At 73.4% G+C, this 25,511-nt stretch carries 25 protein-coding genes and 2 pseudogenes; 13 read left to right on the top strand and 14 right to left on the bottom strand.

The window, feature by feature from the left end; genetic code table 11:
- Window positions 1-9: 9 nt before the first annotated feature.
- The 4 genes from PV410_RS04210 to PV410_RS04195 all read right to left on the bottom strand — a co-directional run bounded on the left by PV410_RS04210 (window position 10) and on the right by PV410_RS04195 (window position 4,823).
- Window positions 10-1,458, bottom strand: coding sequence for an MFS transporter (locus PV410_RS04210; protein WP_500322366.1), 1,449 nt, complete (start codon window positions 1,456-1,458; stop codon window positions 10-12).
- Window positions 1,455-2,012: a TetR/AcrR family transcriptional regulator gene (locus tag PV410_RS04205; protein WP_500322364.1), complete on the bottom strand. Its 558-nt coding sequence runs from the start codon at window positions 2,010-2,012 to the stop codon at window positions 1,455-1,457. Before PV410_RS04205 ends, PV410_RS04210 begins: the two co-directional genes overlap by 4 nt.
- 99 nt (window positions 2,013-2,111) lie before the next feature.
- Window positions 2,112-3,539, bottom strand: a complete 1,428-nt coding sequence (gene argH, locus PV410_RS04200) for an argininosuccinate lyase (RefSeq protein ID WP_500322363.1) — start codon at window positions 3,537-3,539, stop codon at window positions 2,112-2,114.
- Window positions 3,540-3,629: 90 nt separating this feature from the next.
- Complete coding sequence (locus tag PV410_RS04195; protein ID WP_499510858.1) at window positions 3,630-4,823, bottom strand: argininosuccinate synthase; 1,194 nt, start codon at window positions 4,821-4,823, stop codon at window positions 3,630-3,632.
- Between the two features lie 280 nt (window positions 4,824-5,103).
- Here PV410_RS04195 and PV410_RS04190 point away from each other — a divergent pair, with 280 nt between their 5' ends.
- The 4 genes from PV410_RS04190 to PV410_RS04175 are packed head-to-tail and all read left to right on the top strand — an operon-like array spanning window position 5,104 to window position 8,626.
- Window positions 5,104-6,489 (top strand): ferredoxin reductase family protein, encoded by a 1,386-nt coding sequence (locus tag PV410_RS04190; protein WP_500322362.1) that lies wholly within the window; start codon window positions 5,104-5,106, stop codon window positions 6,487-6,489.
- A 7-nt stretch (window positions 6,490-6,496) separates the two neighbouring features.
- Window positions 6,497-7,033 (top strand): FMN-binding protein, encoded by a 537-nt coding sequence (locus PV410_RS04185; protein WP_500322360.1) that lies wholly within the window; start codon window positions 6,497-6,499, stop codon window positions 7,031-7,033.
- 2 nt (window positions 7,034-7,035) lie between these two features.
- Window positions 7,036-7,812 carry an FAD:protein FMN transferase gene (locus PV410_RS04180; protein WP_500322358.1) on the top strand — a complete coding sequence of 259 codons (777 nt, stop codon included), beginning with the start codon at window positions 7,036-7,038 and terminating at the stop codon, window positions 7,810-7,812.
- 34 nt (window positions 7,813-7,846) lie between these two features.
- Window positions 7,847-8,626 (top strand): SDR family oxidoreductase, encoded by a 780-nt coding sequence (locus PV410_RS04175; RefSeq protein WP_500322357.1) that lies wholly within the window; start codon window positions 7,847-7,849, stop codon window positions 8,624-8,626.
- A 19-nt stretch (window positions 8,627-8,645) separates the two neighbouring features.
- Here the strand turns inward: PV410_RS04175 and PV410_RS04170 are convergent, their stop codons facing one another.
- From PV410_RS04170 to PV410_RS04140, 7 genes are all read right to left on the bottom strand, one after another.
- Window positions 8,646-9,182 carry an arginine repressor gene (locus tag PV410_RS04170; protein WP_499510863.1) on the bottom strand — a complete coding sequence of 179 codons (537 nt, stop codon included), beginning with the start codon at window positions 9,180-9,182 and terminating at the stop codon, window positions 8,646-8,648.
- A gap of 7 nt (window positions 9,183-9,189) precedes the next feature.
- A complete protein-coding gene (locus tag PV410_RS04165) occupies window positions 9,190-10,407 on the bottom strand; it encodes an acetylornithine transaminase (RefSeq protein WP_500322356.1) in 1,218 nt (405 codons plus the stop codon).
- Window positions 10,404-11,336, bottom strand: coding sequence for an acetylglutamate kinase (gene argB, locus PV410_RS04160; protein WP_499510865.1), 933 nt, complete (start codon window positions 11,334-11,336; stop codon window positions 10,404-10,406). Before argB ends, PV410_RS04165 begins: the two co-directional genes overlap by 4 nt.
- Complete coding sequence (gene argJ, locus PV410_RS04155; RefSeq protein WP_500322354.1) at window positions 11,333-12,484, bottom strand: bifunctional glutamate N-acetyltransferase/amino-acid acetyltransferase ArgJ; 1,152 nt, start codon at window positions 12,482-12,484, stop codon at window positions 11,333-11,335. Before argJ ends, argB begins: the two co-directional genes overlap by 4 nt.
- Window positions 12,481-12,669 carry a hypothetical protein gene (locus tag PV410_RS04150; protein WP_499510867.1) on the bottom strand — a complete coding sequence of 63 codons (189 nt, stop codon included), beginning with the start codon at window positions 12,667-12,669 and terminating at the stop codon, window positions 12,481-12,483. Before PV410_RS04150 ends, argJ begins: the two co-directional genes overlap by 4 nt.
- Complete coding sequence (gene argC, locus PV410_RS04145) at window positions 12,666-13,694, bottom strand: N-acetyl-gamma-glutamyl-phosphate reductase (RefSeq protein WP_500322353.1); 1,029 nt, start codon at window positions 13,692-13,694, stop codon at window positions 12,666-12,668. The genes PV410_RS04150 and argC overlap by 4 nt, the downstream gene beginning before the upstream one ends.
- Window positions 13,695-14,188: 494 nt before the next feature.
- Complete coding sequence (locus PV410_RS04140; protein ID WP_500322352.1) at window positions 14,189-14,794, bottom strand: class I SAM-dependent methyltransferase; 606 nt, start codon at window positions 14,792-14,794, stop codon at window positions 14,189-14,191.
- A 150-nt stretch (window positions 14,795-14,944) separates the two neighbouring features.
- Here PV410_RS04140 and PV410_RS04135 point away from each other — a divergent pair.
- A pseudogene (locus PV410_RS04135) lies at window positions 14,945-15,160 on the top strand (hypothetical protein); the annotation flags it as partial.
- Between the two features lie 239 nt (window positions 15,161-15,399).
- On the opposite strand, the gene PV410_RS04130 reads toward PV410_RS04135, so the two are convergent.
- Window positions 15,400-16,152, bottom strand: a complete 753-nt coding sequence (locus PV410_RS04130) for a LysR family transcriptional regulator substrate-binding protein (RefSeq protein WP_500322351.1) — start codon at window positions 16,150-16,152, stop codon at window positions 15,400-15,402.
- 59 nt (window positions 16,153-16,211) lie between these two features.
- Between PV410_RS04130 and PV410_RS04125 the strand changes: the two genes are divergently transcribed.
- The 4 genes from PV410_RS04125 to PV410_RS04110 all read left to right on the top strand — a co-directional run bounded on the left by PV410_RS04125 (window position 16,212) and on the right by PV410_RS04110 (window position 19,736).
- On the top strand, window positions 16,212-16,607 hold the full coding sequence (locus PV410_RS04125; protein ID WP_500322350.1) for a DUF5997 family protein: 396 nt from the start codon (window positions 16,212-16,214) through the stop codon (window positions 16,605-16,607).
- Between the two features lie 593 nt (window positions 16,608-17,200).
- Entirely contained in the window at window positions 17,201-18,661 is a 1,461-nt protein-coding gene (locus PV410_RS04120; RefSeq protein ID WP_500322349.1) for an aldehyde dehydrogenase family protein, read from the top strand.
- A 32-nt stretch (window positions 18,662-18,693) separates the two neighbouring features.
- Window positions 18,694-19,437: a nucleotidyltransferase domain-containing protein gene (locus PV410_RS04115; RefSeq protein WP_500322348.1), complete on the top strand. Its 744-nt coding sequence runs from the start codon at window positions 18,694-18,696 to the stop codon at window positions 19,435-19,437.
- 95 nt (window positions 19,438-19,532) lie between these two features.
- Window positions 19,533-19,736: a DUF1918 domain-containing protein gene (locus PV410_RS04110; RefSeq protein ID WP_499510881.1), complete on the top strand. Its 204-nt coding sequence runs from the start codon at window positions 19,533-19,535 to the stop codon at window positions 19,734-19,736.
- An 82-nt stretch (window positions 19,737-19,818) separates the two neighbouring features.
- Here the strand turns inward: PV410_RS04110 and PV410_RS04105 are convergent, their stop codons facing one another.
- Window positions 19,819-21,132 carry a glycoside hydrolase family 10-like protein gene (locus PV410_RS04105; protein ID WP_500322346.1) on the bottom strand — a complete coding sequence of 438 codons (1,314 nt, stop codon included), beginning with the start codon at window positions 21,130-21,132 and terminating at the stop codon, window positions 19,819-19,821.
- On the opposite strand from PV410_RS04105, the pseudogene sucB reads away from it, so the two are divergent.
- From sucB to PV410_RS04090, 3 genes and pseudogenes are all read left to right on the top strand, one after another.
- Window positions 21,026-21,961, top strand: a pseudogene (sucB, locus tag PV410_RS04100) (2-oxoglutarate dehydrogenase, E2 component, dihydrolipoamide succinyltransferase); the annotation flags it as partial. The gene PV410_RS04105 and the pseudogene sucB overlap by 107 nt on opposite strands.
- 401 nt (window positions 21,962-22,362) lie before the next feature.
- Window positions 22,363-23,334 carry a helix-turn-helix transcriptional regulator gene (locus tag PV410_RS04095; RefSeq protein ID WP_500322345.1) on the top strand — a complete coding sequence of 324 codons (972 nt, stop codon included), beginning with the start codon at window positions 22,363-22,365 and terminating at the stop codon, window positions 23,332-23,334.
- Between the two features lie 88 nt (window positions 23,335-23,422).
- Window positions 23,423-23,938, top strand: coding sequence for a DUF4240 domain-containing protein (locus tag PV410_RS04090; protein WP_500322344.1), 516 nt, complete (start codon window positions 23,423-23,425; stop codon window positions 23,936-23,938).
- A 61-nt stretch (window positions 23,939-23,999) separates the two neighbouring features.
- Here PV410_RS04090 and PV410_RS04085 read toward each other — a convergent pair whose 3' ends face one another.
- Window positions 24,000-24,485 carry a GNAT family N-acetyltransferase gene (locus PV410_RS04085; RefSeq protein ID WP_500322342.1) on the bottom strand — a complete coding sequence of 162 codons (486 nt, stop codon included), beginning with the start codon at window positions 24,483-24,485 and terminating at the stop codon, window positions 24,000-24,002.
- A gap of 50 nt (window positions 24,486-24,535) precedes the next feature.
- Between PV410_RS04085 and PV410_RS04080 the strand changes: the two genes are divergently transcribed.
- Window positions 24,536-25,438, top strand: a complete 903-nt coding sequence (locus tag PV410_RS04080) for a TIGR01777 family oxidoreductase (protein ID WP_500322341.1) — start codon at window positions 24,536-24,538, stop codon at window positions 25,436-25,438.
- Window positions 25,439-25,511 lie beyond the last annotated feature (73 nt).

Here is a 25,511-nt window from a genome sequence, read left to right as displayed (position 1 = left end):
GTCAGCCCGTCAGCGGCCCACCGGGGTGACCCGGCCGTCCGCGAGCCGCTGGCCGCGCAGCAGGCGCCAGGCGGCGGTGGCCGCCAGCAGCAGGACGGCGCCCCCGGCGGCGGAGGCGGCGCGCAGGCCGTCGGTGAAGGCGGCGGGGTCGGCCGAGGCCGGGCCGCCGGAGATGCCGGTGACCACGGAGCCCAGGAGGGCGATGCCAAGGGCGGCGCCGAGTTCGTACGCGGTCTCGGAGACGCCGGAGGCGGCACCGGCCTGCTGCGGCGGGACGCTGGAGAGGATGACGTCGGCCGTGACGGTGAACGACAGCCCGGCTCCGGCGCCGACGACCAGCAGGGCCGCGCCGAGGAAGAGGTAGCCCGTGCCGGGGCGCAGGGCCAGGAGGGCGGTCAGGGCGAGTCCGGTGGCGCCGAGGCCGCCCGTGACGGCGACCCGGACCGACCAGCGGCGCGCGACGGCGCCCGCGACGAGCCCGGTGGCGGCGGCGCCGAGGGTCGCCGGGAGTTCGCACAGTCCCGCCTGGAGCGGGGAGCGGCCCTGGACGAGCTGGAGGAACTGGGAGAGGAAGAAGACGCTCCCGGCGAGCCCGAGCACGGTGAGCAGGTCCGCCAGCACCGCGCCGGAGAAGCCCAGGTGCCGGAACAGACGCATGTCCAGCAGCGGCTTGGACAGGGCGAGTTGCCTGCGGACGAAGGTGTACAGGCAGGCCGCGCCGAGGACGCCGGCACCGGCCGCGCCGGGTCCGGGTCCGTGCACGGCGAGCTGCTTGACGCAGTAGACGACGCCGAACATGCCCAGCAGCGAGAGCAGGACGCTGGCCGGGTCCCACGGGCCGGGCGCCGGGTCGCGGGACTCGGGCAGCAACCGGGCGCCCACGACGAGCAGCAGGGCCATGACGGGCAGGTTGATGAGGAAGACCGAGCCCCACCAGAAGTGCTCGAGGAGGATCCCGCCGGCGACCGGGCCGAGGGCGGCGCCCGCGGTCGAGACGGCGCCCCAGACGCCGATGGCGAAGCTCCGCTCGCGCGGGTCGGGGAAGAGGGTGCGGATCAGTGCGAGCGTGGACGGCATGAGGGTGGCGCCCGCGACGCCCATGAGGGCGCGGGCGGTGATGAGCTTGCCGGGGGTGGTGGCGTACGCGGCGAGCACGGAGAGCGCGCCGAAGGCGGCGGTGCCGGTGAGCAGCAGCCGCTTGCGTCCGACGCGGTCGCCGAGGCCGCCCATGGAGACGAGCAGGCCGGCGATGACGAAGGAGTAGACGTCGCCGATCCAAAGCAGTTGGGTGGAGGTGGGCCGCAGGTCCGCGCTGAGGAAGGGCACGGCCAGGCCGAGCACGGTGGCGTCGACGGCGATGAGCAGCAGCGCGAGGGTGAGGACGCAGAGGGCGAGCCAGCGCCCCGGGTGGCCGCGGTCGTCGTGGCGCGGGGTGGTGACGGGTGCGGCGGTGGTCACGACCCGCTCCGGGGGTCGCGCAGCATGCCGCCGAGCAGCAGTTCGGTGACCATGCGGGCGGGGTCGAGGCGGGCCATGCGGCCGTCCTGAACGGACCAGGCCGAAGCGGCGATGAGCGCGTACAGCGCCTCGACGAGCCAGGCGGGGGTCAGGTCGTAGCGGAACGCGCCGTCTTCCTGGCCGCGCCGGAAGAGGGCGGCGACCCGGGCGTCGATGCGCGCCCAGCCCTCGTTGATCTCGGCGACGTCGTAGATCTGGTTCTCGCCGTAGAGGAAGGCCAGGAAACCGGAGACGGGCACGGCCTCGCTGATGAGCCGGCGGACGGCCTCGACGGGGTCGCCCTCCTCGATGCGCGCCGCGTCCAGGCGCTCCTCGGTCTGCGCGATGCCGAGCAGGCCGAGGGCCCGCACCAGCGCGTCCCGGCCGGGGAAGTGCCGGTGGAGCGTGGCCCGGCTGATGCCGGCGGCCTTGGCGATCTCGTCCATGGAGGCGGTGGCACGCCGCGACAGCAGGTCGGCCGCGTCCCGCAGGACCTGCTCACGATCGAAGCTCATGAGACAAGGCTAACCCATATGAGACATCAGTGTCTCACGCGCGACGACGAAGAAGCCCGGCCGGGTGGACGGACCCGGCCGGGCTCCCTGCTCGCGGGATCAGCCCTTGGCCTGCGCCCACGCCAACTGGACGGCGAGGTCCCGCTTGACCTCGGCGAGCTGGACCACCACCGCCGACGGAGCGGTCCCGCCGCGACCGTCGCGGGCGGCCAGCGCGCCGGGCACGTTCAGCACGGTGCGCACCTCGGGAGCGAGGTGCGGGGAGATCTTGGCGAACTGCTCGTCGGTCAGCTGGTCCAGCTCGATGCCCTCGGCCTCGCAGACCTTGACGCACTCCCCCGCGACCTCGTGCGCGACACGGAAGGGCACGCCCCGCTTCACCAGCCACTCGGCGATGTCCGTGGCGAGCGAGAAGCCGGCCGGGGCGAGCTCCTCCATGCGCTCCCGGTTGACGGTGAGCGTGGCCATCATGCCCGTGAAGGCGGGCAGCAGGACCTCGAGGGTGTCGCAGGAGTCGAAGACCGGTTCCTTGTCCTCCTGCAGGTCGCGGTTGTACGCCAGGGGCAGCGCCTTCAGCGTGGCGAGCAGGCCGGTCAGGTTGCCGATGAGCCGCCCGGACTTGCCGCGGGCGAGTTCCGCGATGTCCGGGTTCTTCTTCTGCGGCATGATCGACGAGCCGGTGGAGAAGGCGTCGTGGAGGGTGACGAAGGAGAACTCCTTCGTGTTCCAGATGATGACCTCCTCCGCGATCCGCGAGAGGTCGACGCCGATCATGGCGGTGATGAAGGCGAACTCGGCGACGAAGTCGCGCGAGGCCGTGCCGTCGATGGAGTTGGCCACCGAGCCGTGCTCGAAGCCGAGGTCCCTGGCGACCGCCTCCGGGTCCAGCCCGAGCGAGGAACCGGCCAGCGCGCCGGAACCGTACGGGGACACCGCCGTGCGCTCGTCCCACTGGCGCAGCCGCTCGGCGTCCCGGGACAGCGCCTGGACGTGGGCGAGCACATGGTGGGCGAAGAGCACCGGCTGGGCGTGCTGCAGGTGGGTGCGGCCGGGCATGGCGACGTCGAAGTGCGTCTCGGCGAGCCGGACCAGGGCGTGCTGCAGCTCGGCGATCAGGCCGCCGATGATCCGGGCGTGGTCGCGCAGGTACATCCGGAAGAGCGTGGCGACCTGGTCGTTGCGGGACCGGCCGGCTCGCAGCTTGCCCCCGAGGTCGGGGCCGAGCCGCTCCAGCAGGCCGCGCTCCAGGGCGGTGTGGACGTCCTCGTCGGCGATGGTCCCGGTGAAGGAGCCGTCGGCGACGTCGGACTCCAACTGGTCGAGGCCGGCGAGCATGCGGGTCAGCTCGACGTCGCTCAGCAGGCCCGCCTTGTGCAGCACGCGCGCGTGGGCGCGGGAGCCGGCGATGTCGTACGGCGCGAGCCGCCAGTCGAAGTGGACGGACGCGGAGAGCTTGGCCAGCGCCTCCGCGGGACCGTCGGCGAAACGGCCGCCCCAGAGCCGGACGTCGCCGCTGTTGGTGCTCACTGGTCTGCTCGCTTCCCTCGGGGGTGGATGTGCGGCCGCCTCCCCGCCGGCAGGGGCGGGGAGGCGGGCTGCCGTGGTCGAGGCTACTGACTACGCAAGGTCGCGCTTGGCCGCGATCTTCGACGACATGCCGAAGATCTCGATGAAGCCCTTCGAGAGCGACTGGTCGAACGTGTCGCCGGTGTCATAGGTCGCCAGGTTGAAGTCGTACAGGGACTGGTCGGACTTCCGGCCGGTGACGACGGCGCGGCCGCCGTGCAGGGTCATCCGGATGTCGCCGGTGACGTGCTGGTTGGCCTCGTCGATGAAGCCGTCCAGGGCCCGCTTGAGCGGGGAGAACCACAGGCCGTCGTAGACCAGCTCGCCCCAGCGCTGCTCGACCTGCCGCTTGTAGCGGGCGAGTTCGCGCTCGACGGTGACGTTCTCCAGCTCCTGGTGGGCGGTGATCAGGGCGATCGCGCCCGGAGCCTCGTACACCTCGCGGGACTTGATGCCGACCAGGCGGTCCTCGACCATGTCGATCCGGCCGACGCCCTGGGCGCCGGCGCGCTCGTTGAGCTGCTGGATGGCCTGCAGGACGGTGACCGGCTTGCCGTCGATCGCGACCGGGACGCCCTGCTTGAAGGTGATGACCACCTCGTCGGCCTCGCGGGGGCCGGCCGGGTTCTGGGTGTACTCGTAGACGTCCTCGATCGGGGCGTTCCAGATGTCTTCGAGGAAGCCGGTCTCGACGGCGCGTCCGAAGACGTTCTGGTCGATCGAGTAGGGGGACTTCTTGGTGGTGGCGATGGGGAGGTTCTTCTCCTCGCAGAACGCGATCGCCTTGTCCCGGGTCATCGCGTAGTCGCGGACCGGCGCGATGCAGGTCAGCTCGGGGGCGAGGGAGGAGATGCCGGCCTCGAAGCGGACCTGGTCGTTGCCCTTGCCGGTGCAGCCGTGGGCGACGATCGAGGCGCCGTGCTTCTTGGCGGCGGCCACCAGGTGCTTGACGATGGTCGGCCGGGAGAGCGCGGAGACCAGCGGGTAGCGGTCCATGTAGAGGGCGTTGGCCTTGATCGCCGGGAGGCAGTACTCGTCGGCGAACTCGTCCTTGGCGTCGGCGACCTCGGCCTCCACCGCGCCGCAGGCGAGCGCCCGCTTGCGGATGACGTCCAGGTCCTCGCCGCCCTGGCCGACGTCCACGGCCACGGCGATGACCTCGGCGCCGGTCTCCTCGGCGATCCATCCGATGGCGACGGAGGTGTCCAGTCCGCCCGAGTAGGCGAGTACGACGCGCTCGGTCACGGGTCTCTCCTTTGGTGCGCGAGGTCCGGTGCGTATGGCGGCGATGGTGGTGCATACGCTGTTGGGTATAAGTATGCACTCCCCCGCATGATTCGTCAATCGGCCGTGTCGTGGCAGCTCACAGGCGGGTCGGCCGCTCCCCGCGGCAGCCGCGCCCCGGACGATCGGGCCGCCCGCACCCGGCCGCCCCGCGGAGCGCACGCAATACCACATCGCGGTACGGCGCGTGGTGGGAAACCGGGCTTTGAGCAGGGGCGCGGAGCCGTGCGTACCCATGCGCATGGCGGCCACGACCACGATGATCCACAACAGCAGGGCGGGCAGGCGGCAGGCCATGCGCCGGATCCGGCCCCGCCGTTCCCCCGCGATCCCGCTGCTCCTGCTGGCCTGGGCGGGCGCCGCCGGGGTCGTGTGGCTGTGGTGGGGCAACACCCCCTACATCCAGCCGACCACGGCCGGCTGGCTCACCGCGGCGGGCCGGATCACCGGCCTGCTCGGCGGCTACGCCATCGCCCTGGTCGTCCTGCAGATGGCGCGCGTCCCCGCGCTGGAGCGGCGCGTGGGCAGCGACCGGGTAGCCCGCTGGCACGCGATGAGCGGCCGGTACGCCGTCTGCCTGGTCGTCGTCCACGTCGCGCTCATCCTGTGGGGTTACTCCGAGCAGTCCGGGCAGCCGCTCGTACAGCAGTCGGTCTCCGTGGTCCTGGACTACCCGCGCATGATCGAGGCGACGGCCGGCACCGTGCTGCTGCTGGTCATCGGCTTCGTCTCGGCGGGCGTCCTGCGCCGCCGGCTGCGCTACGAGACCTGGTACTACGTCCACCTGCTGACCTACGCAGCGGTCTACCTGACCTTCTGGCACCAATTGGCCACCGGTGCCGAGTTCGCCGGCAGCGCCACCGCGCGCGGCATCTGGTACGCGCTGTACGGCTCGGTGACGGGGCTGGTCCTCTGGTACCGGGTGCTGGTGCCGGTCCGGCTCAACATGAGGCACCGCATGCGGGTCGCGGAGACCGTCGAGGAGGCGCCGGGCGTGGTCTCGGTGCTGATCACGGGACGCAGGCTGCACCGCCTGGGCGCGGAGCCCGGCCAGTTCTTCCGCTGGCGCTTCCTCGCCCCGGGGCTGCGCTGGAGCGCCAACCCGTACTCGCTGTCGGCGCCGCCCCGGCCCGACCTGCTGCGGATCACCGTCAAGGCGGTGGGCGGCCACAGCTCCGCGCTGGCCTCGCTCGAACCCGGCACACGGGTGTGGGCCGAGGGCCCCTACGGCGCCATGACGGCCGCCCGCCGCCGCGGCGGCAAGGTGCTGCTGCTGGCGGGCGGCGCCGGGATCACCCCGCTGCGGGCGCTGTTCGAGACGCTGCCGGCCGCGCCCGGCGACCTCACGCTGCTGTACCGGGCCCGCAGCAGGCAGGACCTCGCGCTGTGGGCGGAGCTGGAGGAGATCGCCGCCGAACGCGGCGCACGCCTGGTGTACGCGGTGAACGGACCCGGCGGCGCCCGCCCGGAGATCACCGCGCAGGGACTGCGGCGGATGCTGCCGGACATCGACCGGCACGACGTGTACCTGTGCGGCCCCCCGGGGCTGGCCGAGGAGTCGTACTCCGCGCTGCGCGAGGCGGGAGTGCCCGAACGCCGTATCCACCACGAGTCCTTCGAGATGTGAGGTCCGAGTGAAGAAGAAGCACCCGCTGCGCCGGATCCTCCTGAGCAGCGTGACGACCGTCTCCGGGGTCGTGCTGCTGCTCGCCCTGAAGCCGACGACGGCGCCCTTCACCTCGCAGGCCGGGGCCCCGGCACAGCAGGTGCCGCCGGTCTCCGCGGCCCCCTCGCCCGCCGGCCCGGACCCGTCGGTGCCGGTGGCCTCGGCCCCGGCGGACGGACGCGGCACCGGCGGGGCGCGGGCCCCGGGGAAGCAGGGTGGCGCGCCCGCGCGGAAGACCGTCACCGGGGACGTCGCGCAGACCAGCTACGGCCCCGTCCAGGTCAAGATCACGGTCGACGGGGGGCGGATCGTCTCGGCCGCGGCCGTCCAGGCGCCCGCGGGCACCCCCACCAGCGACCAGCTCACCGCCAGCGCCGTCCCGCAGCTCGACCGGGCCGCGGTCACCGCCCAGAGCGCGCAGATCGACACCGTCTCCGGTGCCTCCTTCACCAGCGAGGGCTACCGCAAGTCGCTGCAGAGCGCCCTGGACAAGGCCGGTGCCTGACGATGTCCGACAACCCCCCGCGCCTGCGGCACGTGGAGCACTGCATGGGGACGGTGTTCTCCTTCGACGTGCGCGGTGCCCGCGAGCCGCGCGTCCGGGCGGCCCTGGACGAGGCGGTGGCGGGCCTGCACCAGGTCGACGCGGTGTTCTCCACCTTCCGGGCCGACAGCGAGATCAGCCGGCTGGGCCGTGGTGAACTCGCCCTCGCGCAGTGCTCACGCGAGGTGCGCGAGGTCCTGGGGCTGTGCGAGGACGCCGAGCGCCGCACCGACGGCTGGTTCACCCCGCGCTACGCGGGCCCCGGCACCGCGCTCGACCCCACCGGCCTGGTCAAGGGCTGGGCGGTCGAGCGGGCCGCCACGACGATCGCGGCGGCGGGCGCCGGGAAGGTCTGCCTCAACGGCGGCGGCGACGTCCAGCTGACCGGCGGCCCCTGGCGGGTCGGCATCGCCGATCCGCTGCGGCCCGGGGGGCTGGCCACCGTCGTCGAGGCGGACGGCGAGCTGGCCGTCGCCACCTCCGGTCCCGCCGAACGCGGCTGCCACATCCTCGACCCGCACACGGGTGCGCCGCCCGCCGGGGGACTCGCGTCGCTCACCGTGGTGTGCGCGTCCCTCACCGAGGCGGACACCTGGGCGACGGCCGGCTACGCCATGGGCGGCCGGGCCCGGGAGTGGCTGGAAGGACTCCCCGATGTGGAGGCCTTCGCCGTCGACCCCGACGGCACGACCTGGCACACCTCGGGATTCGGGCGTTTCGTCGCCAAGTTGAGCGCTTGACGATCAGCTGTTCCAGGTGGCAAGAATGCGTCACATGGATCTGCAACTGAACGGCAAGGTCGTGCTGGTCACCGGAGGGTCCGACGGACTCGGCGCGGCCCTTGTCCGGCGGCTGACCGCCGAGGGCGCCAAGGTGGCGCTGTGCGGACGTGACCCCGAGCGCATCGAGCACGTGGTGAAGGAACTGGGCGCCACCGGCGCCGACGTACTGGGCGTGCCGGCCGACGTCACCCGCCCCGAGGACCTCGAGCGCTTCGTCGCCGCCGCCGACGGGCGCTGGGGACGGATCGACGCCGTGGTCAACAACGCCGGGCGCAGCGCGGCCGGCTTCTTCGAGCGCCAGGACGACTCGGTGTGGGAGGAGGACCTGCAGCTGAAGCTGCACGCCGCGGTGCGGCTGACCCGGCTGGCACTCCCCCACCTGCGCGCCGCGGGGGGCGGCAGCATCGTCAACACCCTCGCCGTCTCCGCCAAGTCCCCCGGCGCGGGCAGCACCCCGACCTCGGTCTCCCGCGCGGCCGGCCTCGCGCTGACCAAGGCGCTGTCCAAGGAGCTCGGGCCCGACAACATCCGGGTCAACGCCGTGCTCGTCGGCCTGGTCGAGAGCGGCCAGTGGACCCGGCAGGCCGAGGAGCGCGGGATCACCGTCGAGGAGCTGTACGCCACGATGGGCCGCGAGTCCGGCATCCCCCTGGGCCGGGTGGGCCGCGCCGAGGAGTTCGCGGACCTGGTGGCCTTCCTGCTGTCCGGCCGGGCCGGCTACGTCACCGGCACCGGCATCAACTTCGACGGGGGCCTGAGCCCCGTCGTCTGACCGGGCCCGGGGCCCGGTCCTAACCGCCCGCGGCCAGGCGCAGCAGGTGGTCGGCGACCGCCTGCCCGCCGGCCGGGTCGCGGCTGATCAGCATGACCGTGTCGTCGCCCGCGATCGTGCCGAGGATGTCGTACACCTCGGCCTGGTCGATCGCGGAGGCGAAGAACTGCGCCGCGCCGGGCGGGGTGCGGACGACGACGAGGTTGGCCGAGGCCTCCGCGGAGATCAGCAGTTCTCCGGCGAGGCGGCTCATCCGCTCCTCCTTCACCGACTCCCCGAGCGGCGCCATGGGGGTGCGGAAACCGCCCTCGCTGGGCACGGCGTAGATGAGTTCGCCGTTGTTGGTGCGGATCTTCACCGCGCCCAGTTCGTCGAGGTCACGGGAGAGCGTCGCCTGGGTGACGCTCAGCCCGTCGTCGGAGAGCAGCTTGGCGAGCTGGCTCTGGGACCGCACCGGCAGCCGGTTGAGGATGTCGACGATCCGCCGGTGGCGTGCCATCCGGGTCTGCGGTACGGCGGCGGCTCCCCCGCCGGCCTGCTGCTGCGCCTCGCTCATCGTCGTGTCATTCTCCGGATCGGTGTCCCTCTGCGGCATGTACGGCGTCGAGGACACCCGGCAGCGCCCCCAGGAACGCGTCCACCTCGGCGTCACCGAGGATCAGCGGCGGGGCGAGCCGCACCGTGTCGGGTACGGCGGCGTTCACCAGGAGTCCGGCGTCCTGAGCCGCCTTCTGCACCTGCGCGGAGAGCGGCTCGGTGAGCACGATACCCAGCAGGAGGCCCGCACCGCGCACGTGATCGACCAGAGGGTGGTCCAGCGCCTCGACGCCCTGGCGCAGTTTCTCGCCCTGGCGCTTGACGTTGTCCAGCACGCCCTCCTGGGCGATGGTGTCCAGGACGGCCAGCGCCGCGGCGCAGGCCACCGGGTTGCCGCCGAAGGTGGTGCCGTGCTGACCGGGAGTCAGCAGCTCGGCCGCGGGGCCGAAGGCGAGCGTGGCGCCGATGGGCAGGCCGCCGCCGAGCGCCTTGGCGAGGGTGACGACGTCCGGCTCGACGCCCTGCGCCTGGTGCTCGAACCAGTGGCCGGTGCGGCCGATGCCGGTCTGCACCTCGTCCATGACGAGCAGGGTGCCGGTGGCGCGGGTGATCTCCCGGGCGGCGGCCAGGTATCCGGCCGGGGGCACGATGACGCCGTTCTCGCCCTGGACGGGCTCGAGCATCACCAGCGCGGTCCGCTCGGTGACGGCGGCGCGCAGCGCGTCGGCGTCGCCGTAGGGCACATGGGTGACGTCACCGGGCAGGGGGCGGAAGGACTCCTGCTTCCCCGGCTGCCCGGTGAGCGCGAGCGCGCCCATGGTGCGGCCGTGGAAGCCGCCGTCGGTGGCCACCATGTGCGTACGGCCCGTCAGCCGGCCGATCTTGAAGGCGGCTTCGTTGGCCTCGGCGCCGGAGTTGCAGAACAGCACACGGCCGGGCCGGCCGGACAGCTGGAGCAGCCGCTCGGCGAGGGCGACCGTGGGCTCGGCGATGAAGAAGTTCGAGACGTGGCCGAGGGTCGCGATCTGCTCGGAGACCGCGCGGACGACGGCGGGGTGGGCGGTGCCGAGGGCGTTGACCGCGATGCCGCCGAGGAAGTCCAGGTACTCGTTGCCGTCGGCGTCCCAGTACCGGGCGCCCTCGCCGCGGACCAGGGGCAGCCGCGGGGTGCCGTAGTTGTCCATCAGGGAGCCCTGCCAGCGCCGTGTGAGCGCCTCGTTCCCCTGGTCGCCGGTCCCGGTCATGCCCGTTCCCCTTCGTTCCGCGATGTGCCGCCCGCCGTGTCGACGCCGTCGGGTACCACCATCGTGCCGATTCCCTCGTCGGTGAAGATCTCCAGCAGGATCGAGTGCTGGACCCGCCCGTCGATGACCCGGGCGGTGTGGACGCCGTTGCGCACCGCGTGCAGGCACCCCTCCATCTTGGGCACCATGCCGCTGGACAGCTCGGGCAGCAGTTTCTCCAGCTCGCTCGCGGTGAGCCGGCTGATCACCTCGTCGCTGTTCGGCCAGTCCTCGTACAGGCCCTCGACGTCCGTGAGGACCATCAGGGTCTCCGCGCCGAGCGCGGCCGCGAGCGCCGCCGCGGCGGTGTCGGCGTTGACGTTGTAGATGTGGCCGTCGTCGGCGCTGCGGGCGATGGAGGAGACGACCGGGATGCGGCCGTCGTCCAGCAGGGCCCGGATGGCACCGGTGTCGATCTCGGTGATCTGCCCGACCCGGCCGATGTCGACGGCCTCGCCGTCGATCATCGGGCGGTGCCGGGTCGCGCTGATGGTGTGGGCGTCCTCACCGGTCAGGCCGACGGCGAGCGGGCCGTGCTGGTTGAGCAGGTTGACCAGCTCGCGCTGCACCTGCCCGGCGAGCACCATGCGGACGACGTCCATGGCCTCCGGGGTGGTGACCCGCAGCCCCGCCTTGAACTCGCTGACCAGGCCCTGCTTGTCGAGCTGCGCGCTGATCTGCGGGCCGCCGCCGTGCACCACGACCGGCTTGAGGCCGGCGTGCCGCAGGAAGACGACGTCCTGGGCGAAGGCCGCCTTCAGCTCCTCGTCGACCATGGCGTTGCCGCCGAACTTGATGACGACCGTTTTGCCGTGGTGCCGGGTCAGCCAGGGCAGCGCCTCGATCAGGATCTGCGCCTTAGGCAGGGCCGTGTGCTTGCGGGCGCTCATGAGCTGTAGGCGCTGTTCTCGTGGACGTACTCGGCGGTCAGGTCGTTGGTCCAGATGGTCGCGGTCTCGGTGCCGGCGGCGAGGTCGGCGGTGATGTGGACCTCGCGGTAGCGCATGTCGACCAGCTCGCGGTCCTCGCCGACGGAGCCGGACTTGCAGACCCACACGCCGTTGATCGCGACGTTGAGGCGGTCCGGCTCGAAGGCGGCGGAGGTGGTGCCGATCGCCGAGAGCACCCGGCCCCAGTTGGGGTCCTCGCCGTGGATCGCGCACTTGAGGAGGTTGTTGCGGGCGATGGAGCGGCCCACCTCGACGGCGTCGTCCTCGGTCGCCGCGTTGACGACCTCGATCTTGATGTCCTTGGAGGCGCCTTCGGCGTCGCGGATCAGCTGGCGGGCGAGGTCGGCGCAGACCTGCTCGACGGCGGCGGCGAACGGCTCCGGTGCGGGGGTGACGCCGGAGGCACCGGAGCCGAGCAGCAGCACCGTGTCGTTGGTCGACATGCAGCCGTCGGAGTCGGCCCGGTCGAAGGTGGTGCGGGTGGCGGCGCGCAGCGCCCCGTCGAGGGCGGCGGAGTCCAGGTCGGCGTCGGTGGTGAGGACGACCAGCATGGTGGCCAGGCCCGGTGCGAGCATGCCCGCGCCCTTGGCCATGCCGCCGACCGTCCAGCCCTCGCCCTCGTACACGGCGGTCTTGTGGACGGTGTCGGTGGTCTTGATGGCGATGGCGGCCTTCTCGCCGCCGTGGGCGGAGAGCTCGGCCGCCGCCTTGGCGACGCCCGGCAGCAGCCTGTCCATAGGCAGCCGGACGCCGATCAGCCCGGTGGAGCAGACGGCGACCTCCCCCGCGCTCTGCCCGAGGGCGTCGGCGACCGCCTCGGCGGTGGCGTGGGTGTCCTGGAAGCCCAGGGGGCCCGTACAGGCGTTGGCGCCACCGGAGTTGAGGACGACGGCGGAGACCTGACCGCCCTTGAGGACCTGCTCCGACCACAGGACGGGGGCGGCCTTGACGCGGTTGGAGGTGAAGACGCCGGCCGCGGCGAGCCGCGGACCGTTGTTCACCACGAGGGCGAGGTCCGGGTTGCCGTTCTCCTTGATCCCGGCGGCGATACCCGCCGCCGTGAATCCCTGTGCTGCCGTGACGCTCACTGTGTCGTCTCCTTGTCCGCTTCTGGGCCGACGCACCGCAGGGGCGCGGCCTTCGCCGTGATGTCGGTGTACGGCCCGGTCACCGGGGCCGTGCCGGGCGCGTCGGCCCCCGCGCCGCAGGGCGCGGCCCGGGTGAGCAGCTCGGCGACGGCGCGGCGGGCGCGGGCGGCGGGGCGGGGGGTCATGGTGCGACCCCCGCGGTGCTCAGGCCCAGTCCCTCGGGGAGGCCGAGCGCGATGTTCATGCTCTGCACCGCGCCGCCGGCGGTCCCCTTGGTGAGGTTGTCGATGGCGCTGACGACGACGACCCGGCCGGCGGCCTCGTCGTACGCGACCTGGATCAGCGCGGCGTTCGAGCCGTACACGGCGGCGGTGGCGGGCCACTGGCCCTCCGGCAGCAGGTGCGCGAACGGTTCGTCGGCCAGCGCCTTCTCGTAGGCGCCCCGTACGGCGTCGGCGGTGGTGCCGGGCCTGGCCTTGGCGCTGCAGGTGGCGAGGATGCCGCGGGGCATCGGCGCCAGCGTCGGGGTGAAGGAGACGCAGACCCGCTCCCCGGCCACCCCGGAGAGGTTCTGGATCATCTCGGGGGTGTGCCGGTGCGTACCGCCGACGCCGTACGGGGTCATGTTGCCCATGACCTCGCTGCCCAGCAGGTGCGGCTTGGCGGCCTTGCCCGCACCGGAGGTGCCGGACGCGGCGACGACGACGGCCTCGGGCTCCACCAGGCCCGCCGCGTACGCGGGGAAGAGCGCGAGCGTGACCGCGGTGGGGTAGCAACCGGGCACCGCGATGCGCCTGGAGCCCGCCAGCGCGGCGCGCGCACCCGGCAGCTCCGGAAGGCCATACGGCCACGTGCCCGCGTGCGGGGAGCCGTAGAACCGCTCCCAGTCCGCGGCGTCCTCGAGCCGGAAGTCGGCGCCGCAGTCGACGACGAGGGCCGTGTCACCGAGCTGCTCGGCGACGGCGGCCGACTGCCCGTGCGGCAGCGCGAGGAAGACGACGTCGTGTCCGGCCAGCGCCTCCACGTCGGTCGCCTCCAGGACGCGGTCGGCCAGCGGCAGCAGATGCGGCTGCAGGCCGCCGAGGCGCTGCCCGGCGTTGGTGTTCCCGGTGAGCGCGCCGATCTCGATCTCGGGGTGGTTCAGCAACAGGCGCAGGATCTCCCCGCCCGCGTACCCGCTCGCTCCCGCCACCGCTGCCCGGAATGCCATGGACCCTCCTCGTCGATGGCATGACTATACGGCGCCCGGAAGTTTTATGCAAAGCTTTTCGGCCCGTTCCGGCCCCGCCGCCTATGACGAGGCTCTGCGCATGGCCCCTCAGGACGATAGTTGGCCCTCGCTCCGGACTCGCCACTACCACGTGAACATGCCGAGACGACCGGTATGGCTTCGTGCGGCCAAGTCGGGTCGGCGGGACACCGGCCACAGGCGTTCGCCCCAGACCGTGTCCTGTGCGGTGAGGATCAGAGGACCGCCCGCCGCGACCGCTCGGTAAGGCTCGGCCCCGGGTACGCAGACGGTCACCAACCACGGCAAGTCACCCTCCGGACCGGCCACCACCACCGGTGCCGTGAAAGCGCCACTGACCGCCTGGCGCGCTCAGTACGGATGGACGACCTTCAGCGCCACAGCCCGCCCGGCAAGCAAACGGCCCAAGAACACGCGACCCATACCGCCTGCACCAAGACGGCTTCCGGGATCTTTCAGCGCCGGTGGACGCTGACCGCGTAGCCGCCGCCCTCATAAGGGTCGGCGTCCCAGGTGGCGAAGCGGTCGACGAAGGCGAGGCTCGCCGCAGCGCAATAGGTGTCGTACTCCGGCAGCGTGATGCTTGGCGGCACCGGCAGGTGGGCCTCATCCAAGCCGAATCCGGAGACGAACAGACCCCCCGGGCGCAGCACCGCGGCCAGTCGGCTGACGGCCGCCGCCTCGGTACCTGTGGCGAGAAGCGGGAAAATGTTGCCGGCGGCGACCACGAGGTCGAAGCCCGCAGCGGCATGAACATCGGCCGGGGCAAAATCGGTCAGGTCGGCCCGGATCCACGTCAGGTCCGGCGCTTCCCTGCGGGCCACCGCCAGCATGGACTCATCGAGATCCACCCCGACACAGTCGTACCCGAGCTCCGCGAGCCGGATCATGACCCGTCCGGTACCGCACCCGGCGTCCAGCACCCGCGCTCCCACGGGCACGAGCGCGGCGCAGAATCGCGCCTCACCATGCATGTCCTTGCCGCCGTCGGCCACAACCGCCAGACGCGCGGCGTAGTCCTCTCCGGAGCTCCCACCAGTCAGCTCTTCCCAGCGATTCATGACGGCAAGGCTAGTCAAGCGGAACGATCACTCTGCCATCGCCCTCGGATGCCAGGGAAAGCCGGCGCCGAGTTCCCGGCCCGAACCCTGTCCGACCTCTGCGCGCCACGCGCTTGGCCCTGCGTCCGAGGTGACAAGACCTGGGCGAAGTCAACCCAGTCCACCGTCGACGAACATCGCGCCCTCGGCGTCTTCGCTGCCAACCCGGACACGGTGTTGGAGATCGGCCCTGGGTCCGGACGGTACCTGGAGAAGACGCTGAGAGAGTGTTCACCAGGCCGCTACGAGATCTACGAGACGGCAGCTCCCTGGGCCGCCTACCTGGTGGACGCGTTCAGCGTGGTCGCCCAGCCGACCGCAGAATCCCCGCGGCGCACCCCGTACGGGGCCGACCTGGCTCTCGGGGTGGGGCTGGTCGGCGGCCCCGGCACCGGCAACGGCCTCGTCGCATCGCGGCCACTGCTGATGGATGTCAGATCCGCCAACTGTCGTTCGTCGTCACAGCCGCCCTGGGGCCGGTGGGGCGCCCCGGAGTCCGGCGAGTCTCGGCACCCCGGTCGGCGTCCGGACCTCCGGCCGGTGGCGGCCGCGTGCCCTCACCGCGTCTACGAGCGGCGGCGGGGCTTGCCGCGCTTCGCGGGGCGGGGGGTCTTGGCGGACGTACGGCCGGACGACCTGCCCGCCGCCGGCTTGCGGCGCGCCGCCCCCTCCTCGGGGCGCTGCTTCTTCGGCTGCGGCTGGGCCTGGGTGCGGCCGCGGGTGCTGTTGACGGTGCGGCCGCGCACGATGCCGATGAAGTCCTCGACCCGGTCGGTCGTGGTGTCCTCGCGCCACGACAGGGCCACCCGCGACTGCGGGGCGTCGACCACCGTGCGGTAGGTGAGGTCGCGGCGGTGGTGCAGGCGCGCCAGCGACTGCGGCACGACCAGCACCCCCACGCCCGCCGCGACGAGCTCGACGGCGTCCGCGGTCGTGGCCGGGCGCTCGATCGCGGGCCGCCCGGGGGGTTGCTCCCACTCCAGGGTGTCGTCGAGGGGGTGGAACACCACGTCGTCGGCCAGGTCCGCCAGCGACACCTCCTCGGCGGCCGCCACGAGGTGGTCCTTGGGGACGACGACGACCGTCGTCTCCGTGTAGAGGGGGATGGCGCTGAGGTCCGTCCGGTCGATCGGCAGCCGTACGAAGCCCGCGTCCGCGTCGAGGCCGCGGAGCATCCCGGGGACCTCGGCGGCCGTGACCATGACGAGCTCGAGCGGGACGTCCGGCAGCCGTTCCTGCCAGATCCGCACCCATTTGGCGGGGGTCACGCCCGGGACGTAGGCGAGGCGGAACGAGGGGGGAGCTTCCGAGCCGGTCATCCGGCCAGGCTACCCCGGCGCCGGTCGGGGACCGCTCCCGCGATCGATATCCTTGAGGCATGACGTCGCACCAATCCGCCCAGACCATGAAGCCCGCCACGGCGGCGAAGAAGCTGGGTGTGTACCTCGAGGCCACCCCCGCCGAGTTCCGGGAGGGCGTCGTGTCGCGCGACGAGCTGAACGCACTGCAGGCCGACCCGCCCGAGTGGCTCCGGGAGCTGCGCCGCAACGGCCCGCACCCGCGCCCGGTGGTGGCGGCGAAGCTGGGCATCTCCAACTCCGGCCTCGCCCGCGGCGGGGTCACCGAGGCGCTCACCACGGAGCAGATCGAGGCCCTGAAGCAGGAAGAGCCCGAGTGGCTGCAGAAGGAGCGCGCCACCCAGGCCGAGGTCCGCAAGGAGGCCGCACGCCTCAAGGAGCGCGACGCGGAGCGCGCCGGCGGCGCCGACGCCTGACGTCCCCCTCTCGCCTCCGTACGCCGCCCCGCGCCCACCGCGCGGGGCGGCGTCGTTCCGGCTCGCCACCCGGACCCGCCGGCGGCTTGGGCACCGCTGGGGGTACCCGCGCCGTCTGCCAGGCGGCCGACCGGCGCAGCCGCCGGTCGCCCCCGCGCGCGGCTACTTGCCGGCCCCGTTCCCCCTCGTCGTCATCGCCTGGGCGACCGATGATCCCGAGTCCGTCAGCTTCACGGTGCAGCGCCGCTTCGCGCTCTCCCCGGCGCGCCGCGCCGTGAGCGCTCGCCGGGCGGCGGCCACCTCCTCGCAGGTGCCGTCTCTCCCGACGGCGGGTTGACGACGCGCCGAGGACCGATCTTCGGGAGCCGCGGCCCGAGCGCCGTCCCGGCCTTCCGGCGGACCGGGCGCAGGCCACCGTCGCCTCGCGGAGCGAAGGCCGGACCCCGGCGCGGGCTGGCTCCCGCCACCTCCACAAAGCGCGTTCCGGTCCGTTGACAGCGCCGTGGGCGCGTCGCAGACTCGGTGCTCAAACGTTCAATGAACGATAGTTCACTGTGCGAACGAGGGCGTTCGCGTGCCAGACAGGGGCTGCCATGACCATCACCCGCGAACTGCTGATCGGCGGCAAGGACGTCCCGGCCGTCTCCGGACGCACGGCCGAGGACGTGAGCCCCTTCACCGGGGAGGTGTACGCGACCGTGGCCGCCGGGGGTGCGGAGGACATCACCCGGGCGGTGGACGCGGCCGAGGCCGCGTTCCCGGAGTGGGCGGCGCTCAGCCCGTTCGCACGGCGCAAGATCTTCCTGACCGCGGCCGACCTGCTGGAGGCCCGCACCGAGCAGGCCGCCGAGATCATGGCGCACGAGGCCGGCGGCACGCGCCCCTGGGCGTACTTCAACGTCGGGCTGGCCGCCAACATCCTGCGCGAGGTGGCCGCCGCCATCACCGCGCCGCGCGGTGAGGTGCTCAGCGCGCAGGAGGAGGGCGTCCTCGGCATGGCGGTGCGCGAGCCGGTCGGCGTCGTGGGCGCCTTCGCTCCGTGGAACGCCCCGGTCATCCTGGGTGTCCGCGCGGTCGCCGCGCCGCTGGCGGCGGGCAACACGGTGGTGGTGAAGCCGAGCGAGGACGCCCCGGTGGCCTGCGGCCTGTTCGTCGCGGACGTGCTGCGCGAGGCCGGGCTGCCCGACGGCGTGCTGAACGTGGTGACCAACGCCCGTGAGGACGCGGCGGAGGTCGCCGAGGCCCTCATCGCCGACCCGAGGGTCCGCATCGTCAACTTCACCGGGTCGACCGAGGTCGGGCGGATCATCGGCACCCATGCCGCGCGCCACCTCAAGCCCGCCGTGCTGGAGCTCGGCGGCAAGAACGCGATCGTCGTGCTGGACGACGCCGACGTGGACTACGCCGTCGACGCCGCCGTCTTCGGCGTCTTCCTCAACTCCGGGCAGATCTGCATGTCCGGCGACCGGATCCTCGTCCACGAGAGCCTCGCCGAGGAGTTCACGGCCAAGTTCGCCGCCAAGGTCGGCACGCTGCCCTCGGGCGACCCCTCGCACCCGCACACCGTGATCGGCCCGCTGGTGAGCTCCGCCTCCGCGCGGCGCGTCGCGGAGCTGGTGCGGGACGCGGTCGCCAAGGGCGCCACCGTGCTGACCGGCGGCGGTGAGCCGGACGGCGCGGTGCACCCGGCCACCGTGCTGCGGGACGTGCCCAAGGACGCGGAGGTCTACTACGGGGAGGCCTTCGGCCCCGTCGTCACCGTGGCCTCCTTCGCCGACGACGACGAGGCCGTGGCCCTGGCCAACGACACCGACCACGGTCTGACCGCGGGCGTCATCACGGAGAACGGCACCCACGGGCTCGCCGTCGCCCGCCGGCTGCGCACCGGCATCGTGCACGTCAACGACCAGTCCGTGGCGGACGAACCGCAGGCGCCGTTCGGCGGCTTCAAGGCCTCCGGCTACGGCCGCTTCGGCGGCCGCTGGGGCCTGGAGGCGTTCTCCAACACCCGCTGGGTCACCCTGGCCACGCAGCAGGCGCACTACCCGTTCTGAACCCCGTGGTGAGCGGGGCGTAGGGTCCGACCATGGACGATCCGGTCGGCGCGGCCCGCGCCCTGCTCGCAGAACGCTTCCCCGACGCCCTGGCGGGCTTCCTGGGCGGGTCCACGGCCCGCGGTGAGGGGACGGCGACGTCCGACCTGGACGTGGTCGTCGTCCTCGATCCGCCCGCCGGGTGCCACGCGGAATCGTTCACCTGGGGCTCCTGGCCGGTCGAGCTCTTCGTGCACACCACCGAGTCGCTGCCTGCCTTCATGGGGTGGGACCGCGACCGCGGCAGCGGCACGATGGCGTTCATGTGCGCGCGGGGCGTCGTCCTGCTCGACCGCGACGGCACCGTCGCCCGGCTGCGCGACACGGCGGAGCGCATCCTCGCCGCCGGGCCGCCCGCCGTCCCGGACGCCGAGCGCGACCACCGGCGCTACGCCGTCACCGACCTGCGCGACGACCTCCTCGGCGCCCGGGACGAGGAGGAACTCCTCGCCGTGGCCGCTGCCCTGCTGGACCGCGCCGCCGAGCTGCTGCTTGCTACGCGCGGCCACTGGCGCGGTGGCGGCAAGTGGCTGCCGCGCCGGCTGCGCGAGGCCGAGCCCGAGCTCGCGGGGCTCCTGCTCGGCGGTTACCGGGATCTCGTCCGCGGCGGCCCGCGCGAGCCCTTCGCCGCGGCGGTCGACGCGGTGCTGCACGCCTGCGGCGGCCCGCTGTGGGCGGGTTACCGGCGCACCCCCGACCCGCGCATGCTGGCGGAACTCGGCCTGCGGCCGGACTGAGCCCCGGGCGGCGTTCCAGAGGGTGCGGAGCGGACGCCCGAACCTAGACTGGAGGGGCAAGGCTGCGGACCGCCGAGTTCTCAGGAGGTCTACCGATGCACGCGAACAAGGGTGACCGGGTCAGGCAGCACGGGCGGGTAGTCGGCCAGCACGACAAGGTGGCCGAGATCGTCGAGGTCATGGGGCAGGAGGGCGAGCCGCCGTACCGCGTCCGGTACGACGACGGGCACGAGTGCATCCTGTCCCCAGGACCGGACTCGACGGTGGAGCACGGGCGGGGCGCGACCCCGACCCGCTGAACCGTTCCGCACCGGATCGTGCCGGACCGCGGCCGTCGCACCATGCGGCCGCGGTCCCGCTCGACGGCTCCCGCGCCCCCGGTCAGGGGCGGGGCGTGCGGACCCGCGTCGTGTAGTGGTCGGCGACGACCCGGGACATCGCGCCGATGGGGTCGGCGGCGACCTCCTTGGCGGAGAAGAAGACGTTGCCGAGCACCTGGGGATGGTTCCGGTCCAGTTCGAGGTGGCGGGAGAGTTCGGCCGGGTCCTGCCAGGCCTTGGCCTCGCCCGCGGCGCCCGCGCGGTACAGGGCCTCGCCGATGTAGAGCTGGACGCGGGTGCCGTCGACGACCTGGGCCCACCAGGGCACGAGCGTGGCGTAGTCGGCGACGTCGAAGCCGATGTGCCAGTACACCTGCGGGACGATGTAGTCGATCCAGCCCTTGCGGACCCAGCCGCGCGTGTCGGCGTAGAGGTCGTCGTACGTCTGGACCCCGCCGCGGGTGTCGGAGCCGCGCGGGTCCGTGCGGCGGTTGCGCCAGACGGCGAAGGGGCTGACGCCGAAGCGGGTGGCGGGGCGGAGCGCCCGGATGCGGGCGGCGGTCTCGCTGACGAGCAGGTCGATGTTGTCGCGCCGCCAGGACGCGAGGTCGTCGAAGCCCTCCCCGTACCGGGCGAAGGCGTCGTCGTCGTCGAAGTGCCGGCCGGCGACCGGATAGGGGTAGAAGTAGTCGTCCCAGTGCACCCCGTCGACGGGGTAGCGGCGGACGGCATCGAGCATGGCGTCCTGCACGAAGCGCCGCACCTGGGGGATCCCCGGGTTGTAGTAGAGCTTGCCGCCGTAGGCGACGAGCCAGTCGGGGTTGACCCGGGCCGGGTGGTCCGGGGAGAGCCGTTCCGGGTCGTCGTGGGTGGCGACGCGGAACGGGTTGAACCAGGCGTGCAGTTCCAGCCCGCGCGCGTGCGCCTCCGCCACGGCCGTGCCGAGCGGGTCCCAGCCGGGGTCCCGCCCCTGGACACCGGTCAGGAACTCCGACCAGGGCTCGTACGGGGATGGCCACAGCGCGTCGGCGGTCGGCCGGACCTGCATGACGACCGCGTTGAGGCGCCGCTCGACGGCGAGGTCGAGGAAGCCGACGAGTTCGTCGTGCTGCTGACGGGCCGACAGCCCGCGGGCCGAGGGCCAGTCGCGGTTGGCGACCGTCGCCAGCCACATGCCGCGGAACTGCCCCGTCGCGCCGGCTCCGCCCGTCACGGCCCCGGCCGGGCCCGTCGCCGCCGCGGCCGCCCCGGCCGCCCCCTCGGCGACCGCGCCGACCGACGAGGGCGCGTACGTGACCCCGCTGGTGCGCAAGCTCGCCGCCGAGAACGGCGTGGACCTCGCCTCGGTCAAGGGCACCGGTGTCGGTGGCCGCATCCGCAAGCAGGACGTCCTGGCCGCCGCCGAGGCAGCCAAGGCCGCCGCTGCCGCGCCGACCGCCCCGGCCCCGGCCGCGGGCGTCACGGTGCCGGCCGCCGCCGCCGCGCTGCGCGGGCAGACCGTCAAGATGACCCGCATCCGCAAGGTCATCGCCGAGAACATGATGAAGGCCCTGCACAGCCAGGCGCAGCTGTCGACCGTGGTCGAGGTGGACGTCACCAAGATCATGAAGCTGCGGGCCCGGGCCAAGGAGTCCTTCCTGGCCCGCGAGGGCGTCAAGCTCTCGCCGATGCCGTTCTTCGTGAAGGCCGCCGCCGAGGCGCTGAAGGCCCACCCGGTCATCAACGCCAAGATCAACGACGACGGCACCGTCACCTACCACGACGCCGAGAACGTCGGCATCGCGGTGGACTCGGAGCAGGGCCTGATGGTCCCGGTCATCAAGGGCGCCGGCGACCTGAGCCTGGCCGGCATCGCCAAGAAGACCGCCGAGCTGGCCGGCAAGGTCCGCAACAAGAAGATCAGCCCGGACGACCTGTCCGGCGGCACGTTCACGATCAGCAACACCGGCTCGCGCGGTGCGCTGTTCGACACGATCATCGTGAACTACCCGCAGGTCGCCGAGCTCGGCATCGGCGCCACCGTGCGCCGCCCGATCGTGATCAACCACCCGGACCTGGGTGAGACCATCGCGATCCGCGACGTGGCGTACCTGACCCTGTCGTACGACCACCAGCTGGTCGACGGCGCGGACGCCGCCCGCTACCTGAACGACGTCAAGGCCCGTCTCGAGGCCGGCGAGTTCGAGGGCGACCTCGGTCTGTAACCGACCGGAGTCCTCGCGGGACCGTACGACGGCCGAGGCCCCAGCCCCCTCCGGGCTGGGGCCTCGGCCGTTCTCCGGCAACTCCCCCGCCCGTTGAACGGTCCGGGCCCGGCGTACGTACGGAAGGGGGCAGGGCCCGGGGAGCCGGATGCCGCCGAACGCGCCCTGCAGCGACGGCGGATCGGCGAGGCCGACCACCGCCGGGCGGTGACCGCGGGTCACCGTCCCCTGCTCCCGCCGGGGCGCCACCGTCCCCACCGGCCCGGCCGCCCTGGCGGGTTGCACGCTGCGGTGACCTTCCCCCCGCGCTGACGCGCACGCAGCGGGCTCCGGCGGGGCCGGTCCGGACCTCCCGGACCGGCCCCGTCCCGGTGCCCACGGCGACCGCATAGCCTCGGGGCATGCGTGCGGCACGACTGATCCACCTCGTCCTCCTGCTCCAGTCCCGCGAGTCGATGACGGCCACCGAACTCGCCAAGGCCCTGGAGGTGTCCGAGCGCACCGTCGGCCGGGACGTACTGGCCCTGTCGGAGGCGGGGGTGCCGGTCTACGCCGAACGGGGACGCGCCGGCGGCTACCGGCTGGTCGACGGCTACCGCACCCGGCTGACCGGGCTGGCCCGCGCGGAGGCGGAGGCGCTCTTCCTGTCCGGGGTGCCCGCCGCGCTGCGGGCCATGGGCCTGCACGACGCCGGTTCCTCGGCCCGCCTGAAGGTCTCGGCCGCCCTGCTGCCCGAACTGCGGGACGCGCCGCGCGCGGCGGCACAGCGCTTCCACCTGGACGCGCCGGGCTGGTGGCAGGAACCGCAGACGCCGCGGCTGCTGCCGGCGCTCGCCGAGGCGGTGTGGGGGGACCGGCGGCTGCGGGCCCGATACCGGCGCGGGGAGGCGGAGATGGAGGTGGAGCGCGCGCTGGATCCGTACGGCCTCGTGCTCAAGGGGGGCGTCTGGTACGCGGTGGCGCGTTGCGGCGCGGACGTCCGGGTCTACCGGGTGGACCGGTTCACCGCGGCGGAGCCGACGGAGGATCGTTTCAGCAGGGACCCGGACTTCGACCTCCCCGCGTTCTGGGACGCCCGGGCCGCCGAGTTCGCCCGCTCGGTGCTCCGCGACGAGGTCGTCCTGCGCCTGACGCCCGACGGCGCCCGCCGCCTGCCGTACGCCGCCGACCGCACCGCGGCCCGCGAGGCCCTCGCGGCCGCCGCGCCGCCGGACGCACGGGGGCGGGTGACCGTCACGCTCCCCGTCGAGAGCCAGGACGTCGCCTACGAACAACTCCTCTCCCTCGGCCCCGACGCCGAGGTGCTCGGCCCGCCGGCCCTGCGCGAGCGGCTGGCCGACGCGGTCCGCGCCATGGCCGCCGTCTACGCCTGAGGGCCGTGCGGTGCGGCCCGCGACACGGGGCCGCGTCTGCCGTGTTCCGCGTGCGTCGGAGGGCCGCAGCCAGGATGCTGGAGCGGTGATGGACGAGACGGAGTTCTGGGAGATCGTCGACAGCACGCGTGAGGCAGCGGGGGGCGACCCGGAGGAGCACGCCGACCTCCTGGTGGAACGGCTGACCCAGCTCGACCCGGAGTCCGTCGTCGACTTCGCGCGGCACTTCGAGAGCCGTTTCAACCGGGCCTACCGCTGGGACGTGTGGGGCGCCGCCGACCTCATGCTGGGCGGCGCCGGCGACGACGCTTTCGACTTCTTCCGGTGCTGGCTCATCGGCCAGGGCCGGCACGTCTTCGAGGGTGCCGTCCACGACCCCGACAGCCTCGCGGAGATGACCGACTCCTTCGACCCCGAGGTCGACGGCGACGCGGAGGACCTCGGCTACGCGGCGGACGAGGCGTACGAGCAGCTCACCGGGGTCCGGCTGCCGGACCTGGACCTGCCGCCGCAGCCCGCCGAGCCGGAGGGCGTCTACATCGACTTCGAGAACACGGCCGCGGTGGCGGAACGATTCCCCCGGCTCTGGGAACGCTTCGGCTGAGCCGGACCGCGTCGGCCGGGCGCCCGGCGTCCCGCGCCGCCGGGCCGTACCGGGTGACCCGTCAGACCCGGCGCCCCATGCACACGTCGTCCACGTAGACGCCGTCCAGCAGGAACTCCCCCCGCAGGACGCCCTCCACGGTGAACCCGGCCGCCTCGTACAGCCGCCGGGCCGGGGTGTTGTGGCCCAGCACCCGCAGCGTGACGCGCACCGCGCCCTGCCGGCGGGCCTCCGCCACGGCCGCCAGGACGAGTTCCAGCCCCACCCCGCGGCCCCGCGCCCAGGTGTCGACCGCCAGGCCCTGGATCTGGCGCACGTGGGCGTTGGAGGCCAGCGGCGTCGGCGGCGCCACCCCGACGAAGCCGGCGACGCGGCCGTCGGCCTCCGCCACCAGGAACGCGTCCGGGCCCCAGCGCTCGCTGAAGAAGTCCTCGTTCTCCTCCCGGGGCGGCCGCACCGCGTGCAGGGTCGACCAGGTCGCCCGCTCCAGACGGACGAGCGCGGGGTCGTCGGAGAGCTGGGCCGGGCGCACGCGGAGGTCGGACATGCGGGTCACCTTCCCACACCACGGGGGCCGTTCCGCGCGACGATGTCCCCATGCGCATCGCCATCACCGGTTCGTCCGGCCTCATCGGCTCCGCCCTGGTCCGCTCCCTGCGCTCCGACCGGCACGAGGTCGTACGCCTCGTCAGGCGCGAGCCGTCCGGGCCGGACGAAGTGCGCTGGGACCCATGGGAAGGCACGATCGACACCGCGGGACTCGCGGGCGTGGAGGCCGTCGTCCACCTCGCCGGCGCCGGGGTCGGCGACCACCGCTGGACGGACGATTACAAGCGGACCATCCGCGAAAGCCGCGTGCGGGGCACCGACACCCTCGCGCGGGCCCTCGCCTCCCTGGACACCCCACCGCGGGTGCTCGTCAGCGGCTCCGGCATCACCGCGTACGGCGACACCGGCGACCGCCGCGTCGACGAGGGCGCCCCGCTGGGCACCGGTTTCCTCCCCTCCGTCTGCCGCGACTGGGAGGCCGCCGCCGGCCCGGCCCGCGACGCCGGCGTCCGCACGGCGTTCGCCCGCACCGGTCTGGTCGTCTCCGGCAGGGGCGGGGCGTGGGGCCGGCTCTTCCCGCTCTTCAAGGCGGGCCTGGGCGGCCGGCTCGGCGACGGCCGCCAGTACTGGAGCTTCATCTCCCTGCACGACCAGATCGCGGCGCTGCGCCACATCGTCGACACCGGGTCCGTCTCCGGGCCGGTCAACCTGTGCGCGCCCGAAGCGCTGACCAACGCCGAGGTGACCCGGGCGATGGGACGGGTGCTGGGCCGGCCCACGGTGTTCGCGGTCCCCGGACCCGTACTGCGCACGGTCGTCGGGGAGTTCGCCACCGAGATCCTCGGCAGCACCCGTGCGGTGCCGCGGGTGCTGCTCGACTCCGGGTTCACCCACACCCACCCCGGGATCGACGAGGCGATCCGCGCCGCACTGGCCGAAGAAAGGCACTGAATGCCACCCACAGCCATTTTCCGGCATCAGTTGGCGCGTGAGTGGGCATGACGGTTCCAGCGCCAGCTGACGC

This window comes from Streptomyces sp. PA03-5A, assembly GCF_033792725.1.
In the GTDB taxonomy this organism is placed as follows: Bacteria; Actinomycetota; Actinomycetes; order Streptomycetales; family Streptomycetaceae; genus Actinacidiphila.
This window is presented reverse-complemented; position numbering and strand designations above follow the sequence as displayed.

What these genes read in the sequence shown, in the direction of transcription:
- PV410_RS04205 (WP_500322364.1), bottom strand. Translation starts at nt 2,012, where the DNA reads ATGAGCTTCGATCGTGAGCAGGTCCTGCGGGACGCGGCCGACCTGCTG.
- PV410_RS04190 (WP_500322362.1), top strand. Translation starts at nt 5,104, where the DNA reads ATGGCGGCCACGACCACGATGATCCACAACAGCAGGGCGGGCAGGCGG.
- PV410_RS04180 (WP_500322358.1), top strand. Translation starts at nt 7,036, where the DNA reads ATGTCCGACAACCCCCCGCGCCTGCGGCACGTGGAGCACTGCATGGGG.
- PV410_RS04175 (WP_500322357.1), top strand. Translation starts at nt 7,847, where the DNA reads ATGGATCTGCAACTGAACGGCAAGGTCGTGCTGGTCACCGGAGGGTCC.
- PV410_RS04170 (WP_499510863.1), bottom strand. Translation starts at nt 9,182, where the DNA reads ATGAGCGAGGCGCAGCAGCAGGCCGGCGGGGGAGCCGCCGCCGTACCG.
- PV410_RS04165 (WP_500322356.1), bottom strand. Translation starts at nt 10,407, where the DNA reads ATGACCGGGACCGGCGACCAGGGGAACGAGGCGCTCACACGGCGCTGG.
- argB (WP_499510865.1), bottom strand. Translation starts at nt 11,336, where the DNA reads ATGAGCGCCCGCAAGCACACGGCCCTGCCTAAGGCGCAGATCCTGATC.
- PV410_RS04150 (WP_499510867.1), bottom strand. Translation starts at nt 12,669, where the DNA reads ATGACCCCCCGCCCCGCCGCCCGCGCCCGCCGCGCCGTCGCCGAGCTG.
- argC (WP_500322353.1), bottom strand. Translation starts at nt 13,694, where the DNA reads ATGGCATTCCGGGCAGCGGTGGCGGGAGCGAGCGGGTACGCGGGCGGG.
- PV410_RS04140 (WP_500322352.1), bottom strand. Translation starts at nt 14,794, where the DNA reads ATGAATCGCTGGGAAGAGCTGACTGGTGGGAGCTCCGGAGAGGACTAC.
- PV410_RS04130 (WP_500322351.1), bottom strand. Translation starts at nt 16,152, where the DNA reads ATGACCGGCTCGGAAGCTCCCCCCTCGTTCCGCCTCGCCTACGTCCCG.
- PV410_RS04125 (WP_500322350.1), top strand. Translation starts at nt 16,212, where the DNA reads ATGACGTCGCACCAATCCGCCCAGACCATGAAGCCCGCCACGGCGGCG.
- PV410_RS04120 (WP_500322349.1), top strand. Translation starts at nt 17,201, where the DNA reads ATGACCATCACCCGCGAACTGCTGATCGGCGGCAAGGACGTCCCGGCC.
- PV410_RS04115 (WP_500322348.1), top strand. Translation starts at nt 18,694, where the DNA reads ATGGACGATCCGGTCGGCGCGGCCCGCGCCCTGCTCGCAGAACGCTTC.
- PV410_RS04110 (WP_499510881.1), top strand. Translation starts at nt 19,533, where the DNA reads ATGCACGCGAACAAGGGTGACCGGGTCAGGCAGCACGGGCGGGTAGTC.
- PV410_RS04105 (WP_500322346.1), bottom strand. Translation starts at nt 21,132, where the DNA reads ATGCGGCCACCGACACCGGTGCCCTTGACCGAGGCGAGGTCCACGCCG.
- PV410_RS04095 (WP_500322345.1), top strand. Translation starts at nt 22,363, where the DNA reads ATGCGTGCGGCACGACTGATCCACCTCGTCCTCCTGCTCCAGTCCCGC.
- PV410_RS04090 (WP_500322344.1), top strand. Translation starts at nt 23,423, where the DNA reads ATGGACGAGACGGAGTTCTGGGAGATCGTCGACAGCACGCGTGAGGCA.
- PV410_RS04085 (WP_500322342.1), bottom strand. Translation starts at nt 24,485, where the DNA reads ATGTCCGACCTCCGCGTGCGCCCGGCCCAGCTCTCCGACGACCCCGCG.
- PV410_RS04080 (WP_500322341.1), top strand. Translation starts at nt 24,536, where the DNA reads ATGCGCATCGCCATCACCGGTTCGTCCGGCCTCATCGGCTCCGCCCTG.